General features: G+C 61.9%; 5 protein-coding genes and 1 pseudogene. 1 reads left to right on the top strand and 5 read right to left on the bottom strand.

Features of this window, described 5'->3' with window-relative positions:
• Positions 1-3 precede the first annotated feature (3 nt).
• The 3 genes and pseudogenes from ATI02_RS08030 to ATI02_RS08020 all read right to left on the bottom strand — a co-directional run bounded on the left by ATI02_RS08030 (position 4) and on the right by ATI02_RS08020 (position 2,651).
• Positions 4-891, bottom strand: a complete 888-nt coding sequence (locus ATI02_RS08030; RefSeq protein ID WP_100845968.1) for a Dyp-type peroxidase — start codon at positions 889-891, stop codon at positions 4-6.
• Positions 892-1,044: 153 nt separating this feature from the next.
• Positions 1,045-1,191 (bottom strand): annotated as a pseudogene (locus ATI02_RS08025) (helix-turn-helix domain-containing protein); the annotation flags it as partial.
• Between the two features lie 308 nt (positions 1,192-1,499).
• Entirely contained in the window at positions 1,500-2,651 is a 1,152-nt protein-coding gene (locus ATI02_RS08020; RefSeq protein ID WP_238156162.1) for an ISL3 family transposase, read from the bottom strand.
• On the opposite strand from ATI02_RS08020, the gene ATI02_RS32620 reads away from it, so the two are divergent.
• Complete coding sequence (locus ATI02_RS32620) at positions 2,574-2,795, top strand: hypothetical protein (RefSeq protein WP_238156165.1); 222 nt, start codon at positions 2,574-2,576, stop codon at positions 2,793-2,795. The genes ATI02_RS08020 and ATI02_RS32620 overlap by 78 nt on opposite strands.
• A 54-nt stretch (positions 2,796-2,849) precedes the next feature.
• Here the strand turns inward: ATI02_RS32620 and ATI02_RS08015 are convergent, their stop codons facing one another.
• Positions 2,850-15,347, bottom strand: a complete 12,498-nt coding sequence (locus ATI02_RS08015; protein ID WP_100845967.1) for a filamentous hemagglutinin family protein — start codon at positions 15,345-15,347, stop codon at positions 2,850-2,852.
• Between the two features lie 202 nt (positions 15,348-15,549).
• Positions 15,550-16,659 (bottom strand): substrate-binding domain-containing protein, encoded by a 1,110-nt coding sequence (locus ATI02_RS08010; protein ID WP_100845966.1) that lies wholly within the window; start codon positions 16,657-16,659, stop codon positions 15,550-15,552.
• Between the last annotated feature and the right edge of the window lie 443 nt (positions 16,660-17,102).

The raw sequence follows: 17,102 nt of genomic DNA, 5'->3' as shown, positions 1-17,102 counted from the left end.
AAATCAGCCGATGCGCAAAGCGCGCAGGTCGAGATGACCGTCCTTGAGCGGCGGGCACCAGTAATAGCCGCCGGTGATCGGACGGCTGATGCGATACAAACCATCGGTGATGCCGTCTTCCAGACCGCTCATGCGGCGCAGTTGCGCTTCGAAGGCATCCAGCGAAAAACCGAACGCGAGGAACATCAGACCGGCGCGATCACCTTCGATCCACGGCATCGAACGGCGCACGACAAATGCCTCAGGCGCGAAGCTTTCCTGCGCGGTGCGTTTGACGTGGGCGGAGACTGGCGCGTCGTCGATCTCTTCGTTGTCGCTGAGGCGACGGCCCATGATGTTGTCTTTGTCGTCGGCGGACAGCTTGTGAAAACCCTTGAGGTCGTGCTGCCACTGCTGGATCGCAGCGAAGCTGCCACCCACCAGACCTTCGGCGCCTTCGCTTAGCAGCGCGGCGGCGATGGCGGCTTCGTCGTGGGGGTTTTCGGTGCCGTCTTCGTAGCCGGTCAGGTCATGGCCATCCTTGTGGCGGAAGGCTTCCTGAGCCTCTACCAGAGACAGGGCCGGGGCTAGTGCGGCTTCGAAGGCATTGCAGCGGTTGAGCAGCTCACCACGGTCGACGCCGTGCAGCCAGACCCACAGGGCGTGCTGGGTCGACGGGTTTTCGACGCCGACGCCGGTCATGGCCGGGAAGCTGCGCAGGCCGTCGATCTCGACGTTAAGGGCCCTGGCCAGGGATTCACCGAAACCGACCACCACCGACTTGCCATCCACCAGACTCATCAGGTTGTCGATTGCCTGCGGCAGTGCTTCAACCGACTGGAGGGCAAAAAACAGATGACGTGCTTGCGCAGGTACAGGGGTGGCGAGAATGCCTGGCTGGTAGTAACTCATGTGAACTCCTTGGGAAAGTGCGCGGGAGTTTACCTGTGGCCGGAGGGTTTGTGGGGTTGAAAATCTGGAGCAGGGTCAAAAGATCGCAGCCTTCGGCAGCGCCTACAGTTTGAAATGCGATCCCCTGTAGGAGTTGCCGAAGGCTGCGATCTTTCAAATCGTCGCGGTGCTCTCAACCCGCCACGCACTCGGGCTCATCCCCGTCCAGCGCTTGAACGCCCGGCGAAAACTGCGCACATCGCTGTAGCCCACTTCCTCGGTGATGCGCTCGATCGGCATGTCCGGATTGGCCAGCAGGCTCGCTCCCACAGAGGTTTCAGTGCATTGGTAAGTTTTTGCTGAAAAAAAGGCGACCAACCGGCCGCCCAAACGTACTGCACGAGAGTCTGTTACAACGTCAGTTGCCCCGAGGGCGAAATGCTTTGGGCGAAAGTCAGCATTCCTTACGCCTTCTGAAAACAACTCCAATCCAATGTGGGAGGGGGCTTGCTCCCGAAGGCGTCGTGTCAGGCCCTGCTTATGCTGACTGACACAGCGCATTCGCGAGCAGGCTCGCTCCCACAGAGGTTTCAGTGCATTGGCAAGTTTTTGCTGAAAAAAAAGGTTCTTCACGGATTACCGGGAAAGACGCTCTTGATTTTCATGAAAAAGAATTCGCTATCCCGGTAACCGTACGCCATCCGTTTGATAACCTTTATTCGATTGTTTATGCCTTCCAACTGCCCCGTGTGCATCGGCCAGCGAACCCGGCTGACGATTCCCCGCCAATAACCCTTTAGCCGTTTGGCGAACAGGATCAGAGCCGGTATCGCGCTTTCATCAGCGTGGCGCAGCCATTGCTTCCAGGCTGATCTCCAGCCCCAGGCGGTACTTGGCGTCCAGAGCGTTTTGAGTTCAGCTTTCATCAAGTAGACCGTCATCAACGCTTGGTTGGCCGCCAGCAAATCCTCCAAGCGGACCTGTTGCTCCGGTGTTTTCAGGTTCTGCGGGTTGCGCAGGAGCAGCCAACGCGCTTGCTTGATGACCTTTCGGGCCGGCTTGTCGTGACGCAGTCGATTGGCTTCGTCGACGCGAACCCGATCAATCACCTCTCGGCCATATTTGGCCACCACATGGAAAAGGTCGTAGACCACTCGCGCTTTTGGGCAGTGCTGACGAACCTCCAGATCAAAAGCGGTGTTCATGTCCATTGCCACCGCTTCGATTCGGGCGCACCCCTCTGGCCCCAGCTCTTCGAAAAATGGCCTGACCGCCGCCCGGCTGCGGCCTTCGCCGATCCACAGCACCCGTCGCGTATCCGCATCCAGAACAACGCTGGCATAACGATGACCTTTGAACAATGCGAACTCGTCCATCACCAAACGTCGCGGTTGCGCCTTTGGCAAAACGCTCAATGCTGCTTGCAAGGCTCGACGCTCCAGCACCCGAACGGTCTCCCAATGCAGCCCAAACATCTGCGCTACGTGCAACGTGGGAAGGCGTTCACAGGCTTGAATGACCGCCTCTGCCAGACGCCGTGTCATGCGGGCATAGCGATCCAGCCAACTGACGGCCTCCATGCGTTTGCCACAGTCGCGGCAACCAACGCGTCGGAGCAAAACGCTCAGGCGTACTGCGCGACCGAGAATGGGTAAATCACGAATGACTCGCTGGCAATACTCATGCGTGGTTGAACAGGGTTTTTGGCACCCACCACAGGAAGGGAATCGGGTGGCGTGGGGTGTAAGATCGATCTGGAGGGCATCACCATCAGGCTTGATCGTGACGACAGAAAAGCCCTCCCAAAAAGGAAGGAAAGTATTAATATCGCGCATAAGAACGCCGGTTTGTTAGATGTGTTTGCTCGCACGAACATCATCAATCAAATCGGCGTTCTTGTTTCTGTGTTTCCCGGGATTCCGTGAAGAACCAAAAAAAAGGCGACCACTGGCCGCCCAAACGTACTGCACGAGAGTCTTTTACAACGTCAGTTGCCCACGCTCCTCCTCGGTCAACTGCTGTTTCGCCTGTTCATCCAGCGCCCCTGCCCCCAGCACCTGCACCGGGCTGTTCGGGTTGTAGCCCGGCGTTGGCGCTCGGCTGGCACCATCGCGGGACGGCGCCAGTTGCTCATTACCAAAACTCAACACCTGCACGGTAAACACCGAGGCCTGATTCTGCCGCGCTGCCGCCTGCTGCTGGCGCGCCACGTCTTCCGCCGCTTGTGTCGCCGAAGATGCCGCCGAACTGGCCGAAGTGATCGCCCCGGTATTCACCGCCGACACCACCGGCACCCCCGTCGACTTGCCCTGCACCGAAATGTTGGCGGCGTTGACCACCGTCAGCGCGGCGATGTTGACGTTGCCCGACACGCGAATCCCCGCCTCGCCCGCATCGATGGTGCCCAGCGGCGCGATCAGGTCGATATCACCCGGTGCCACTTCGGCAATCGGGTTCAGCGTGGCGATACCTGCGCCGGTGCTCGGCACCGATGGCGAAAGGCTCACGTTGCCCCAGGTGTCGTAAATGCGTTTTGGCGGGGTGTAGACCACGGTGGTTTTTGAACCGCGACCGGCGTTGATATCGCCCTCGGCCGACCAGCCGAGAATCGAGCCACCAAAGGTGGTCATGATCCGGCTCTGCCCCAGCAGGATGCTGCCCTGCGAGTAGAGCTGAATATTGCCCGAGCCCTGGGTGATGATCCCCGCCGTCGATGGCGGCGCCGCGCCTTCGATGCCGAACACCTGGCCACCGCCCGGCGTGAGCATCTGGATGTCGCCGCCGAACAGGGTCTTGACCCCGGCTCCACCGTACAGCGTGATGTCGCCGTCGTAACGAATCGGGTTGCCCGCCACATCAACCGTCGGGAACAGCGACGCAATGGCGTTGCGACCACGCAAGTAACTGCCCTGACGCGGGCCGTCGACATCGTTGTATTCCAGGCCACCGGCACGCAGTTCAGCGAAGTACACCTGCCGCGCGAAAATCGCCTGCTCGGCACTCGGCAGCGCGGCGTAGAAGGCTTGCGCCTGTTCTTCAGCGCCGTTGAAGCCATAGCCGAGGGTCAGCCAGCTCCGCAACTCGTCAAGGTAGGTCTTGACCACTTTGCCCGGTTGCGCGCCGAGGGAGGTCTGCGCACTGGCGACGTTTTGCGGGTTCAGGTAGCGCGCAATGAACCGCGAATAATCCAGTCCCGGTGCGCCGGTGCCCGCCTGCAATACCACACTGGCACCCGGTCGCTGATCACCCGCCACCAAGGAACCGATGCTGGTGATGCTGGCGCGGTCCTCCATCAGAATATTGCGCCCGGCGTTGATATCCAGCGTACCGGGACCGGCGATATCGAAGCTGCTGTAAAGGATGTCGCGGCCGGCCGAAACCCGTGATACGTCTCGCGGATTGTTATGGACGAACAGGTTGCCCGTGGAAGTGATGTTTTCTGTAATGTTGCTCAGATCGTTGGGAGCGAGCGTTGGCTGCCCCAGGTTAGTACCGGAGGCGACAATGTCGCGACCGGCACTCATCCAGACCGGCCCCGCCGCTTCATACCAAGTGCGTTTGGACGTTGCAAAATTCAACGTCTCGCCACTGCGAACCCCGACCAGGTCACCGGTTAACGCATAGAACCGCGCGGGGCCCTGCACATTGCTCAATCCTGAATAGCTGTCGGGGCCAAAGGCGAATAACGGATAGCGGTCGTTGCCGACCGCAACGATACCGTCGCGGCTGTAATTGGTCGCCGCAGGTTTGCTATCCCTGCTGGTGACATACCGGTTGAAGGCCGGATTGAACGGTGTGGCAATCGCCAAGGGACTGGCACCGGACTGATTGATCGCATAACCACCGGCATAAATCGAGTCACCCGCGAGCAACTCAAGCTGTCCGGCCGCCGCCGGAGCCAGGAGCAATGAATAACCGGCCAGCGGGAAATTCGGCAGCCCGGTGTAGCTGGCTGACGGCCCGGCATAGATAGATCCCTGCCCCGCCACGGCACGCAGTATGGACGGATACACGAATCGGCCATCGGTCGGCGAAGTATTACGGCCGGTGATCAACGCATTACTGCCACTGAACTCGCCGAGTTGCGTGCTCGGCGTCAGGTTGCCGCCAGCCGAAAACAGGTCGATGGCCGTGTGATTCGTCCACAGGGAGAAACCGCTCAACACCCCACCTTGCTGAACCTCCCCGTTGGCATTCAAGACCGGTGTGGCGTTCTGCAAAATCACCCGGCCTGCATCCGCAGCCCCGCCCAGCACCAGGTCACCACGGGTGTTGAGGCTCATGCCCGAGTCACCGGGTATCAGCACCACTCCACCGGAAGCGGTACTGGTGGTGGAGGTGAATGGATCAAATGCGCGGGTTTCCCGAGCGTCATGGAACTGGTAGCCGGCGCCGTATTGCAGGTCAATCCCGCCCAGCGCACCGGCGCTCAATTGCGCCGCGCCGCGCAGGTTGATCAGCGCGCCTTGCAGATCGTGTGTCGGCGCGCGGGTGCCATTTTCCCCGGCCCGTGCCAGCAGCGATGGGTTCAGCGCGCCGCCGATGCGAATGTCCATGTCGCCGCCACCGGTCATCTGCACGCTGCCGTCGCTGGCGATGCGACCGGTGCTGCCCACCGCCACGATCAGCCCTTGGCTGCGCGGGTAATTACCTTCATTCCCCATCGGTTTGAGCATGCCTGCATCACTGCCGGCCCGCAGGCTGATATTGCCGCCACCCAAAGTGCCGAAACCGGTGAAACCCACCAGGTAAGGTTCGGTATTGGCGTCTCCGGTTGGCATCAACCGCGAGGCATAACTGCCGAAGTTGATCCACCAGGCGGTAGGCACGTCCGGACTGCCCGTGCCTTGGCGCCACAGCCAATTGCCCACCGCGACACTGGCCACCTGCTCGCGGAAGCCACCTGCCGCTGATTGCGCTTTGGTGCCCACCGAATCACCCGATACGGCGCCGCCGGCATTGATCGTCAAGTTGCCGCCCAGCTGCGGATACCAGGCCTGATAGAGGCTGTCAGTGCCACCGTTGACCCATTTTTCGTAGTCGGCGCCAGCCGTGCCCAGCACCGAATTATTGTCCGAGAGATGCCCGCGCTTCTGGTTGTAGAGCGGGTCGACATTCGCTGATTGAGTACCGGCGGTGTACACACCGAATGGTGAATCCATGCTCAGATTGCCGGCCGCCATCAGGTCGAGATCGCCGGAGCCGGTGCGCAGGACGCTGAACATCTGCATATGGGCTTTGGCGGTTTTGCCGGGATTGTTGCCGATACACAGTTCCGGTTGTAAATCACAAATGAATTGAGCTTCCTCGGGAACCGGCTCGTAGTCAGCCCCCATTCCGCTGCCCGGCGCCCAGACCCAGCGGGCCATGGGTGCGCAATCGCTCGGCTCAATAGTGCACGCCGCCAGCGCATCATCCGGTACGGGTTCAAATTCGGGAAAGCCATATTGGTTACCCGCCGCCCAGACCAGCCTGCCAGGAGACGTCGTTACCTTCACCCCGTAATGAGTGTCGGCCAACCTCAGGTTGCCCTCGTCGGTCACAGGTTTCACGGCACGGCTGTCAGCGGCGTCAAGATCGGCCCCCGCCACCACACGCATCGACCACGACGCGCTGCCCGACGGCAGCATGCGGGCCACTGCCCAGTTTTTGCCTTGCTGGTCACCGTTGAACGGACGCAGCTCGATCACCGAAGTGCCTGCTGCGAGCTTCACATCGGTCATCGACGGAATCAGCGACCCGCGCAACAAGGCCAGCGCGCCACTTAATTTCACCCCGGAAACGCTGGTCAGATCCGCATCGTAAACGCCTGGCAACGGCACGCCCTTGGGCCAGTTCATCGCTTGCAGAGCCGTGGCCTTGTTCAAGCGGATGCCGGCACCCAGGCGTGTTTGCGCAGGCAGCGTCACACTGTCGCCGAGCAGCGTGCCGGCGGCGTACAACAGGTTGCCGTTCTGGTCGTGGATCGCCCCCGCCAGCACGGTACCGGCGCTGAACGTATACGCCTCACCCAGCACTGCCTGAGTCGGCAGCAACGTGCCACTGGCCAGAACCGCGCCTTGGATGGTCACGTCGTAATTGAGCGTGGCGCCTATCGGGAACTGCGTACCTTCGGCCAGCGAAACGCCGGTGCCCGGTACGATCAGATCGCCACCGAACGGCTGCACACCGGCGATCAGTTTCCAACCAGCGTCATCCTGGGTTTGCGGTGGCGGGGCGAAGCCGTCGTTGATGCTGCCGTAAATATCGAGATTGCCGCCAGCGCGGATTACCAGACTACCGGCCTCACCCGATCCATATACAGAGGGATTCAACCGTGTATGCGGATTGAGGCTCGCGTAGCGATAGCCAGACAAGTCCAGATCGCCCTCCACCACCAGATCACCGTCGGCAGTCTTGCTGGCGATTTCCACGCCCGGGCGCAGATGGAACGCATCGGCGTAAGCGGCGTTGTTCAACCCGGCGAGTTTGCGTTGCAACAAATCGGTGTTGCCCAGGGCGGCGTTGATGAAGGTGTCGCTGTCACCGTGAATCCGATCAAGCATGGCTTGGTCGATGACTTGATACGGTCGGCCAGTGACGGCCTGATCGGTGCCATCGCGGGCATCGGTGTAGCGACGCACGCCATTGAGGCCGATGGAACGTGCGCCCTGAATGGTCAACGCACCGCTGGCATCAATGGCGATGTCATTGCTGCCCAGGCGCGGCGCGTTCAGCTCCAGCGCGCCGCGCAGCAAGGCATCGTTTTGCCCGGCGAGAATGCCGGGCACGGCATCGGTGCCGTGACGCAGGTCGATCCGCGCACCGGAGGCCAGTGTCAGCAGACCATAACCGGAATTGAGTTCGACCGTGGCCCGGTTCGGCGCATCGATGATCTTGCCGTAGCTGTCGACGCGCAGGACGCGGCCATGGGCGTCGAGCACGCTGTTACCGGCCAGGGTCAGAGCGTTTTTCGCCGACAGACGAATACTGCCGACGCGCTCACCACTGGCGTCGACCAGACCGGCCACCGTAAGGCTGCCGTTATCCACCGAGACATTGACCTCACCGGCCTTGAGGCCATCACCGATAACGAGACTGCCCTGCTTGAGCTGCAAGCTGCGGCTGCCGAACACCTGCCCGGCGTTCAAGCGCTGGTTGAGCGCGGCAAACTGCTCAGAGGCATCGCCACCCAAGCGTTGCGCGCGAATGTCCACGCCACCAGCCTTGTACGGTACCAGCGTGCCGCCGGCATCGTAGTAACCACTGCTTGAACCGAGGATCTGCCCTTGCAGATCGACCATCCCGGCAGCGTCGGCCAACGCAATGGCGCTGAGCGTACCGGCCTGATTGTTCTGCGCCGACAGATCGATCCGCGAGCCCGCCGCCTGCCGGATATTGCCATTGGCGCTGTACAGCGACACATCGCCGCCCCAGCTGTATTTGCTCACATCATTGAACGGCAACGTACGCCCGGCCAGATCCAGCACGGCCGCGTTGCCGAGGGTCAAATCACCTGCAGAATTCACCGTCAGTTTGCCGCTGGCCAAGGCGATACGGCTGTCCAGAACGATGCTGCGCGCCTCAAGGTTGAGTTCCGCACCCAAGGCATCCGCCACCCCGGAAGCCGCGCCACCGCTGAGCGTCAGGTTGTTGCCGGCCTTGAGCAAGCTGACCGACGCCGCTTCACCGGTGAGCAACGGCGTGCGCAGGTTCAGATTGCCGCCGCTGTAGCTGTAGCCCTTGAGCGGGTCGTAAGCGCCCTGCTGCTGATACACCGCCAGACTGCCCTTGTGGTTGGCGGTGATGCGTTCGCTGGCCGTCAGGTTGACGTTGGCAAAGCCCAGCGCCAGACGATTGTTCTGATCCAGGCCGCTGGCCTGCGGCATCGGACCGTAACCCAGTTCGATACGTTGCGCCTGGATGTCCAGCGTGCCGCTGCCCGTGCCCGCACCGCCAGTGATGACGCCGCCGGGTGTCTGGGTGGCGCCGTTCCAGATCAGGTTTTGGGTGCGAATGCTCGCCACATCGCTGGCATCGCCCAGACCGTAGATCGCCGGAGTGACCAGCACAAGGTTTTGCAATTTGCTTTGGCCGGTCTGCGGATCGAGCGTATCGAGGCTGACGCTGCCGTAAAAGTTGAACGCATCGCGGGTGGTCAGGCTCAAGGTTTCCAGCGCTGGTGCGCCGTACTGCGTATCACCGCGCAGCAAGCGGTCAAGCACGTTCTGGTTCAGGGTCAGCCCGGCCGGTACGCGACGGCCTGCCGCCGCCAGCGCCTCGGCACTGCCAGCATTCACCGAGCCGACCGACAGCGCCAGATGCCGCGTGCCAAAACGCACCGCTTCACCGAGTTCGAATTGATTGTCCGTGGCCGCAGTAATGCTGCCGTTGGAATACAGCAGCGCCGGATTGCTGCAGGCTGCGCTGGCGCACGTGCCGATTCGAATGCTGCCCGCGCCGCTAGTGCCACTGCCCACGTCCGGCGCCAACACGTTTGTCCAGCCGTTGGACACGACCAACAGGCTGGATGCGCCCGGCTGGTAGAGGTAACCGACCGTTGAATCGTAGGCCACGTTGCCACGCCCGAGCGTGTTGATCCCGGCACCCGCCTCGACCGTGATACCGCCAGCGCTCAAGGTAGTGCGCAGCAAGACTTCCGGCGCAGAAAGGACCGCCCCCGCACGTAACGCGATATTGGCGGTGCTGCCGAGGAAGCTGATGATATTGCCTGACGTGTTGTACACGACATCGGGCATTGCGCCGAGGGTCAAACGCCCGGCGTTGAGGTTGTTCAGCGTGTCGGCGTACAACGACACACCACCGGCGTGCGCGGTCGGTGCCTGCCCGGCGCCGAGGATTTCCAGGTCACTGCCGGCATACCCACCGCGCACCACCGCCGTCCCGATCAACCCACCCTCGGCGGCGTTGAACAGCGCGCGCCCGTTGAACTGCAAAGCAATGTCTTGCTGACCACCGGTACTCAAACGCAAATCCAGGGTCTTGCCGTCCAGCGGCGTCAGCGCACGAGGCACCCCGCGCCTGGCGGCATCGTTCTGGATGAATCGGGTAAGCCCGGTTTCGTTGTACTGCGAGTATCGGCGCAGCACGTCCGCCGACGTCAGGATGACCTGACTGGCCAGGCTGTCGCGCAGGCCGGTATTGGCAATCGACACCTGCCCGCTGCTGGTCCACGAACCATTGCGCAGTGGCAGCGCCGCCGTGGTCGCAGCCGGTGTTGTCTGCCCGTTGACTTCGACCCGGAACGCCCCCGGCAACAAGGCAAAGGTGGAGGGCAACAGCGTGTAAGTGCCCGCCGCCAGCCCCGGCACACCGGCGCCAATAGTGACTTGCTGGCCCACGCGCGGATCGACCGCGCCCGCTTCCGCCAGCATCGGCGCATAGCGGCTCTGATTGCCCGGAACAATGGCGTAGACCGGGTTGTTGGCAAGCCCCGGCAAGCTGAAAGTGCCGTCGGTGGCATTGCGCACCAGCGGATTGAAACGCGCATCGGTAGAACCGCCGCGTCCGGAGATGAAACCAGCGCCGCGAAGATCGCCACCACCGGACAGATCGATCAGCGCACCGCTCTGCACATCAATGTATTGCCCACCGATGGCCACACCGTTTTTTTCGCCAGTGATGCCGTTCAACACCACCGACTTGCCGTTGTAGAGATAATCGATGCCGTCAGTCGTGCCGCCGTAGGGCATGACCAGACCGGCACCGCTCACCGACGTTGTACTGCCAGCAAGCAGACGCACCTCGCGGCTGGTGGTCAGCAAATCGTCGCCGAGGACAATCTTGCCCAGCGGTGCCCGCACAACACCGCCCTGCTCGATGTACGCAGCGGAAAAGCTCAGATTGCCGAATACCGAGTACGGCACCTCAGCGGGCGCCGCGCCACGGCCGCTGATGCGCAAGGTGTGTTCAGAACCCGCAACGGCGCCCTGATAGCCGACCCGCACTTCAGCCTGGACGCCCGTGCCGGGATAGATCTGCGCAGCACCAAGATTCAAGTCACCCGGCGTCCACAGCCGGGTTTTCTCGGCACCGTCGTTTGGCGCGAGGAAACGCAGGTCGCCGCGGCTGTCCAGAGACACCACACCGAACGCCCGGCGGCTGTACTCAACAGCCGGGGCATTGAGTTGCAGAATCGAACCCTGCGTGCCAACCGACAGGCCATTGCCCACGTCCAGCAAGTCTGCCGACGCCTTGAATGTCGCGTCCGACAGTTGAGCCGTCGGGTTATTGGTCAACCGCGGCCGGATCCTGTTGACGCCCGCGAAGTAGCTGCCCACACCGGACAACCGCAAGTACGGAGCGCTCAAGTCGACACGTGTCGTGTCCCTGGACGTTTCGGCCAGCGACAACGCCCCGGCGTACAGATTGAGGCTCTGGTTCATCTGCAGATTGACGTCGCCGTCAAACGACAGCAGGCCGTTGCTCAACAGGCTCAGATTGTCGAAACCACCCGCCATCAAGCCGTCGGCACTCAGACGTGCCTGGCCATATCGCAAGCCTTCGGCGACCTCGCCCGGACGCAAATCCTGCGCGAGCGGCTTATCACCCGCACCCTGGGCGATGATGAGTTCCCTCGGCGCCCGCACCGCATTGCTTGCCGAATCAACGTAAAGCGGCGTCTCCAGGGCGATGTCCAGACGACCACCCGCAGCGCCGACACCGCCCGCCGCCGCACGCAAGTTGCCATCAAGGAACAGGCCGTTGTAGGAACTCAGGCTGATACGCCCGCCATCCGTCGCGACGCGGGTTGGCCCCTGCCCGGCGATATCCACAGTGGCCTCGGTGCCGGATGCGTCAAGCCGCGCGCCGGGACGCACAATCACGTAGGCGTCGGCCGCCGTGGCCGTCGCCAGTTTCGAATCGATTTCGCCGCCGATGATGATGCTGCCGCCCTTGCCGACCTGGCCGTAAGTGCGGCCCAGCGCATCGACCGCAGTATTGGCGCGACCGGCGACATCCAGCACCGCCTGCTCGCCGATCCAGATGGAACGGTTATGCGCATTCGGATCGGCCAATTGAATCGACGTTTCCGGTTTGATCGAGCCGAACTGCTGCTGACGAATATCAACCGTACCGCCCCAGGTATTGAGCTCACCTTCAACCGTGATCTGCCCGGCACCCCGCAACTTGATGCTCTGCCCGGGATCGACGCTGATGCGCGAACCGCGGCCAAGCGTCAACGGACTGTTGGCCGCGTCGATCAGATCGATCAGGCTGGCCCCGCCCTGCAAAGTCAGGCTGGCGCCGGCGCGTTGGGTCAGTACACCCTTGATCGGGTTTTCCTGGAACAGCGTCGGCGTCCACAGCGCCAGTGCCGATTGTGGATCGACCCCGCTGACCTGATTCGGCGCGGCATCGGCAAAGCGGTACACCGGCATGTTCACGTCAATCACCGTGCCTTCGGCAACGTCCAGCCCGCTCAGGCCGATCAGGTTGTAAGCGGAGAAACCCTTGCTGAACAGGTCGGCGGACAGCTGCAGGGTGTTGTCGGCCAGCGCCTTGTCGCTCTGCCCGATGAGTATTTTGTTGGCCTGCACGGTCAGGGTGCCGCCACCCGTGACACCGAAGCCGCGCAACTCGCCATCGAGATTCAAATGGGTCTTGCCCGGTGCGCTAACGGCGCTGGATTCCAGCGTCAAATCACCGCCCTTGCCGCCCCGGGTCTTGCCGTTGGCAAGCATCGCGCCGCCAGAGGAAACATCGAGCAGGCTACCCGCGCCGATATCGATATCGCCACTGCTACGGATCGACAGCAGACCACCGTTGAGATACGCCAGACTCGCGCCATCGTCCGGGTTGGTGCGCAGGTTGCTCCACACACCGCGGGTATCCAGGCGCACGCCTTCGGCAACGACTACGTGTGTCGACTGGCCGGATTTCGCCGTGAGTCGGGTATCGGTGGTTGTCGAGCCGTTGAACTGATTGAGCACGTTACCCAGACGCAAACTGCCGCCGCGAGCCGTCAGGTCAGCGCCAATGTGCACATCCGGGGCATACAAGGTGATGTCACCACCGGCATCGACCGTGAGCGCGCCAGCCACGGCAACTTGATCCTTGGCCGCCACCTTGAGCGCACCGAGGCGCAAGCCGTTGAGCGCGTCGTTATCCAGGAACAACTTGCCCTTGCGCGAATCGGACACCGCACCGGTCAGATCCAGATCATTGCCGGCCAGCGGACGCTCGCCGCCAATCTGCACCCGATCAAGCAACGGGTTGAGCGTATAAAGCAATCCACTCGCCGCCGCCACATACGCCGGGTCATAGCTGCCGACAATCAGTTGCGCACGACGCGCCAGCGCCGACTGGCTTTGGTCGTAGCCATCAAGCAGCGGTTTCGGCGCCTGATTCTGCCGCTCGCCCTGATACACCTCGCCAATCATCTGCCCGTCGAGCGCGGCGTTGGCGGTGGCGATCACCAGTTGCCCGGCGTCGCGGCCCACGGTGTACCCAGACTCGAAACGCGAGCGCGGGGCAATCAGCGGGTTGTAGAAGTAGGTCGTCTGGCCCCAGCGTTCGCTGCTGTCTTCATAACCTTTGTACAGCCCGGTGTAGAGCAGATCGCCCGGTGCCCTGGAGACTTCATACAATTTGCCGTCGGCGCCACGCAGCCAGCTCTGGCGAATCTCGCCGCTCTGCACATCGAGGGTGCCGCCGGACAGGTTGATCAGCGAGCCCTTTTCAGTGACCACATCGTTGCCGGCAAAACTCACCGTGCCGCCCTGCGCCATCCACTCACCAACGCTATGGCCCTGCGTGCCGAGGTAGCCGCCAACTTCGAGCAAACCGCCCGCGGTGTACCAGCGATCCGTGGCATAGCCGTTGGTGCCGGCCGGCACATAGACCAACTCACGTACATCGACCCAGATGTCATTGCTGTTGAGCGCGCCCTTCTCACGGTTGACCGAAGCATCGCGCTGCTCGTTGCCCTGCACGTTGATCTTGATGTTGTTGGTTTCCATCGCCACTTTGACGCCAAGGGCACCGGACACATCGATCATCGCGCCGTCACGTACCAGGCTGCGGCGCTGCGCGCTGACCGCGACCTGCCCACCGGTGGCCAGGGTGATCGAGCCGTTCTGGAACTCGACGCTGCCGCCGCTCTGGATCTCGATGCGCGACTGATCGCCACGGATCCGGTTGTTCGCACTGACGCCGGTCAGCGCCGCGTCATGTTGACTGTCGAGGGCGGTGAGATCGCTGCTGTCGAGCATGATCGCCGTGGCACTGCCCTGCCCCAGCGTGACGCTGCCGTAGGTGTCGGTGCTTGGGTTGGTCAGGTGAATCGTGCCGCGCGTCGCCACTGACGTGCTGGCGAGCAATACGCCGTTCTGCACCACTTCGTGGCCGGTCAGGGCGATGTCGCCGGTGGCGGACTGGATCAAGCCGTTGTTAGTGACTTTGCCCGCCACAGCGCCGGCCTTGAAGCCTGGAATGACTTCACTGCCGAAGGTGGTGGACAGCGCATTGCCTTCGGTGCCCGAGCCTTTGCGGATGTAGAAACGGTCACCGGCCGCCAATACAGTCTGGCCCTTGGTGGTGTTGATGCTGCCGTCGTTCTGCACTTCGTTGCCGAGCAGCAAGGCATAGCCGCCCGCATCGGTGGAGGCCGCCGGTTTATGCGTCGCGATGGATGCGCCGCGCTCCACCAGCACCTTGCCGGCAGCGTCGGTAAAGGTCGGCTGAGTGCCGGTGCTGTCGAAATACAGGCCACGGTCGCGGAACTGGATATCGGTCATGTTGGCCGCTGCCGCCACCAGGTTGCGCACGTTGACCTGGCTGCTGCCGCTGAACACGATACCGTTACGGTTGATCAGCATCACCGTGCCGTCACCCTTGATCTGGCCCTGGATCTGGCTGGCCCGTGCGCTTGGATCGTTAACGCGGTTGAGCACCGCCCAGTTCGCTTGCTGAGCGAACTCGACCGTGGTGTTACGACCGACGTTGAAGGTTTGCCAATTGAGGATCGCCTTGTCGGCCGTCTGCTCGATCTTCACCGTGGTCTTGCCGTCGGCCTGGGTTTGTTGCGGCCCCTTGGCGTTCTGCCAACCTTGCGCAAGGCTGTTATCGACCTTCAAACCGCCCTCGCCCAGACCGTCCGGAACAAACTGCACCGAGCCCAACACCGCTGCACGTCCGGCCGCCTGCGCTGCTTGCTGTGCGGCAATCGCTGCGACCGTGTTGTTCAAGGTCTGGATCGACCGCTGCAACTGCTGATTGGCCTTCTGTTGCTGCGCCAATGGCGGCGTCATGCCCGGCAAACCACCGACGCTCGGCCGTGCTGCCGCAGCTTGCTGCGCGGCGCCCTTGGCGGCGAACCAACCCGAACTGAACGCCGTCTGTGCGTGCGCACTGCCCGCCACCAGACACAACGCCACCGCTTGCGCCAACGGCTTGAGCAGCCACAGCGCCGGGTCCACGGCATCACGCTTGAAGGACGGAACGTTGGTACGACGACGGGATGGGCGAGCGAGCATCACTACGAGATCCTTTTTGATTGCCACACTTGGGTTGCCACGCAAGGCCGCAGGCGTGCAAAAACCTGCTGTTACGACATAGGCAGTTGGCGAGGGGCGCGACCGAACGGATGTCACACAAACTTCATGTTCGCGGTGTATTCGAGCAAAAAAAGGGCGGCAACCCGAAGGTTGCCGCCCTTTCGATTACGCCAGCTTGAGCTTAAGGACGACCGATAGCGTTGCAGACGCTAGCGTTGTTGATGTCCAGGTTGTAGCCGGAAGTGTTGGTGATGAAGCTCGCGGTTACAGCGTTTTTCCAGGCGTTAGGCACAGCGACGAACTTGTGAGCCTGAGTCGCAGCGTTGTTGCCAGGGATGCTGTAGTGAGTGGTCAGGAAGGCTTTGACGTCAGCGGCCACCGCTGCATCCTTGTAGCACTGGCCGAAGATGAAGTTGGTGTAAGCAGCCAGTTTGTAACCCGAAGCCGGGTTAGCCACCACTGGCGACCAGTTGGCCGGCAGTGCAGCCGCCGCTTGAGTCGCAGGCGCGGAAACCGACGACAGGGCCAGGGTCACGTTGAGCGACGTTGGCTGAACGCCGTTGACGCGGGCAACCACAGCGTTGCTGGTAACGTCAACACCGTCCGGGCCGACATAACCGATGGAACCGTCGACTGCGTTCACAGTGGTGGCTACTTCAGAAGTGCTGGCTACGCCGACCCAGTTCGAAGGCAGGGTCGAACCGGCTGGCAGACGAGCGCTGGTGAAGGTGCTGCTGGTGGTGAACTGAGTCGGGCAGACCGAAGCCAGGTGGCGGGTCAGGATTTCCGAAGTGCCGCTGGAGACGTTGCGATAAACAATGCGGATCTTGGTGGCATCGGAAGTACCCAGCAGCTCGCCCCAAGTGGTTTTCGCGCCGGAGAAGGCATCGCACAGCTGAGCGCTGGTCAGGTTCAAAGCAGTCTGACCGGTTTTTTTGTACGGGATGGCAACCGAAGTGGCTACCGAAGGCAATTGGATCAGCGGGCCGTAAGCAGCACCGAAGTCGGTGTCGTAGGTGCTCAGTTCCGAAGCGCTGAGGATCGAGTCGCTGCCGGCGAAGTGCACGGTGCCGGTGGTGCCGAAGCCGGCTGGATTGTTCTTCAGGAAAGCTGTCTTGCCACCGCCGCTACCGATGGCGGCGTAGCTGAAGTTGGCTGGCAGGATGCTGTCGGCAGAGCCTTTGTACAGAGCGGCTGGCAGCGTTGCACCACCACCGGTAACGGCCATGGCTTGAGCGGAGGCCAGAGCGGCGACGGTCAGGGAAGCGGCGATCAGAGTGCGCTTGAACATGAAGAATCTCCTTTTCAACGTAGGTTGTGAACACAGGTTTTCAGGGAACTTGCATGACACTGGGAGGACTCACCTGGGCCTCGCTAGCGTTGGCCCTGGTTAAGTCGCACTGAGAAATTCGCAGTTTCCGGTGACAGATAAAGGAAAAAACCTCGGGAGGTGCGCGGTGATTTTTGTCAGGTTTTCTCGGGTGTTTGGGGGGCGCGGTGACGTGTCTGGCTCAGCGGTTTGGCGGAATCGGGCTGGAGCCGTTGAAGGGTCGTTGCAGATGACAGAAAGGAGAACCCGAGGATGGTGGATTCGAGGGTCGGGTGATGCTGAAGTCCTGGAAAAAAATCTGGATTATTTATTGCCCTGACTGGCCCCTTCGCGAGCAAGCCCGCTCCCACAGGGTTCTGTGTTGTGAAGTAAATTGCATTAACAACTTCAATCCCTGTGGGAGC

It is taken from the genome of Pseudomonas baetica (genome assembly GCF_002813455.1).
Lineage (GTDB): Bacteria > Pseudomonadota > Gammaproteobacteria > Pseudomonadales > Pseudomonadaceae > Aquipseudomonas > Aquipseudomonas baetica.
The sequence above is the reverse complement of the archived record's forward strand: the minus strand, read 5'-3'. Positions and strand labels throughout refer to the sequence as shown.